Below are 2,752 nucleotides of genomic sequence, written 5' to 3'. Positions count from 1 at the left end.
GTGTTTTGCCCGATGCAACCAGCGTAGACAGCTTCTGATTGTATTCAGCAGGCGGCACGCTTGTGTACTCTACCTTTACGTTCGGATATTTCGTTTCGTATGATTTGATCAGCTTGGCGAATATATCTTTCTCCTGCGGACTGCCATGACCCATAAACGAAATCTTTACTTTTTCTTGCGGTGCGTTTGTTGCTGCATCGCCTTTATTCCCCGTATTTCCATTTGCAGCAGAGCTGTTGCCATTTCCACCTGATGAACAAGCCGATAGCAGCATTCCAAAGCATAATAGCATTACAAGTCCAAGCTTCGTGGATAATTTGCTCTTCATTGCGGTTGTCGCCCCCTATGTTGTGTGAATACTTATTGCGCTCTGTAAGCGCTTAATCCAATGAATTCATTATAAATTATATTGTTATATGTTTATATACTGAATATAATATAAAAATACCATGCGCTAAAAATCAGCACACGGTATTTTTATGTTCTATTAATTACATTTTGCAAAATTTTACAGGTACAACAATACGCTGCGGCTCGTACTCCCCTTGTAGCTGCGCATGAAGCAATTCAACGGTAACCTTGCAAATCTCGTCTTCATTTTGCTGCAAATACGATACATCCTGAAAATCAGGCCGGTCAAAACAAACGAGCTCGAGATCGTCAGGCACTAACTTCTTCAGCCTCTTCGCTGCGTAATAAGTATAGTTGGTCAACTCTACATTGACAACGAATGCTGCTGAAACCTCAGGGCGCTCACTCATAAAAGTTTCAATAATGTGCTGCGCATTGCCGCTCGATATATCCTCAATTTTGAGAATACACCACAAATCCTTGTTAATCGGAAGTTTTTTTGCTAAATATGCTTTTTCGAATCCGATCACTCTTTCTTCGGTCGCTGTATTCGTAATTTCAGGCGTGATAAGGGCAATATGCTCATGGCCGCTGTCGAGCAAATGAGTGATAGCCTGTTCCGTCCCATTCACATTATCCGAGCTGACGCTGTACGTGCGAATCTCTTTCAAAAAACGATCAATTAGCACATGCGGAAATTTATCGAGCGACAAGCGTAAAATACTATCGTTGTATCGCTCCTCCTCCGTCGGAAATACAATTAATCCGCGTACACTTGCAGCGACCATCGATTCAATAGCTGCGCTTTCTTCAAGCTGCGATTCTCTCGTAATCCGTACCTGTAGGTTGTAGCCGCTGGCTGTTACGTACTTTTCGATTGAGTCCAGTATTTTCTGATCCACCTTCGTCTTCATGCACGGTAAAATAAGTCCGATGACGTCCCGCACATGGCTTGAAACATCTAAATCCTCAGCCGTCTCGCCATCCTGTCTTACAAACGTTCCTTTTCCTTGTACTCGAACGAGTACGCCTTCATCCGCTAAACCAATCAACGCGTTTTTACTCGTGATTTGGCTTACTCTATATTTGTCCGCAAGCTCCTTCTCGGAAGGGACACGATCTCCAGGACGCAATTTCCCAGCTTTGATTTGCCCTAAAATATCGACTTGAATTTGCTTATACAAAGGGAAATTTTTCATAACGACGTCCTCTCATTATATTAATATATTAATTATACTAAATTAATTTTATTTTGTCTGCAATGGAATAATTGATGATCTTTTATAAAGATGAGCGAGATCTCCTAGGAGATACAAGAAGGCATAAACTTAAACCCCAGTCATCTCAGTGAAAATTGCTCTACGTTATCTAGGAGGGCTATTCCTTTCAGATTCAATTATTGGTCTCGTCGGCTGTGTATAATATCTTCAAATCGTTTCTTTAACGAACGGTATGATGCTTATTATGTAGAAAACTGCTTTTATTTCATTTTAACGAACCTCAATAACGTTATATCTTGATTTAGAGGGTGCCATGAGCTGCTTTTCTCGAAATAAAGATTATAGAGTTCGTTACGATTTTAATCCATAATAAATGGTTTAAATAAGACCTACTGGGTTCGTAAACTATATGTATGATACGTGGAAGGACATCGTTCTCCCTAAGCTTCATCAAAAAAAACAGGGCTGTTCCAAAAGTAGAATAATCTACTTTAGAAACAACCCCTTAACCTCACTATTGCATAATCCTATTATTTATTGCCCTTATCATACAACTCTTGAAGCTTCGGCTGCAATTCCTTCGCCCAATCCGCAGCAGTCATCTTACCGTCCCACACTTTGCCGGCCTCTTGCCACATCGTATCGATCCACTTCGTATCCTTCGAACCGAAATCAATTGGCGGATGACCGTAATCTTCAATAATATCAAGGAAAACCTGACGATTTGCTGGTGCTTTGTCATAAGCTACAAACTCGCCTTTTGCCATATCAATCAAGTTTGGCACCGCTTGCCCAAGCTCGTAGTTTTGCTTTTGTCCTTCTTTATCCAGCGCAAGGAATGCTGCTAAGTTAAACGCTTCTTGTGCATGCTTCGATTTGCTGGATACTGAGTAACCCATTGAGCCAACCCATGTTCCTGCTTTGCCTGTCTCCGGATTCACCGGCCATGCCGCAATATCCCATTCAAACGGCAAATCCCAAAATCCCGGTTGATCCCATGGTCCCATTGGGAACATGCCTACTTTGCCGGCTACAAATCGCGAGTACGAATTCATCGCTTTCTCATCCTCCGGCGACGGCGATACATTGTGCTTGATGCGCAGATCTGCTACCCATTGCATTGCTTTTGCGAATTCCGGTGTATCAATCGTTACTTTGCCTGTTGTATAGTCGATGAAGTC

Annotated in this window: 2 protein-coding genes and 1 pseudogene; all 3 read right to left on the bottom strand. The window is 42.0% G+C overall.

Annotated elements, in window-relative coordinates; translation table 11 throughout:
* Nucleotides 1–328 (bottom strand): annotated as a pseudogene (locus AB4Z50_RS35765) (ABC transporter substrate-binding protein); the annotation flags it as partial.
* A 163-nt stretch (nucleotides 329–491) separates the two neighbouring features.
* Nucleotides 492–1,550, bottom strand: coding sequence for a GntR family transcriptional regulator (locus AB4Z50_RS35760; protein ID WP_441887239.1), 1,059 nt, complete (start codon nucleotides 1,548–1,550; stop codon nucleotides 492–494).
* A gap of 551 nt (nucleotides 1,551–2,101) precedes the next feature.
* Nucleotides 2,102–2,752 (bottom strand): extracellular solute-binding protein (locus AB4Z50_RS35755; RefSeq protein ID WP_441887237.1); only part of this gene is annotated, 651 nt, incomplete at its 5' end.

Origin of the sequence: Paenibacillus sp. 2TAB26, from assembly GCF_052115145.1 — a bacterium.
Lineage (GTDB): Bacteria > Bacillota > Bacilli > Paenibacillales > Paenibacillaceae > Pristimantibacillus.
The sequence above is the reverse complement of the archived record's forward strand: the minus strand, read 5'-3'. Positions and strand labels throughout refer to the sequence as shown.

Bases quoted from the DNA above. Each gene is read 5' to 3' on its own strand.
- AB4Z50_RS35760 (WP_441887239.1), bottom strand. From the start codon at position 1,550: ATGAAAAATTTCCCTTTGTATAAGCAAATTCAAGTCGATATTTTAGGG.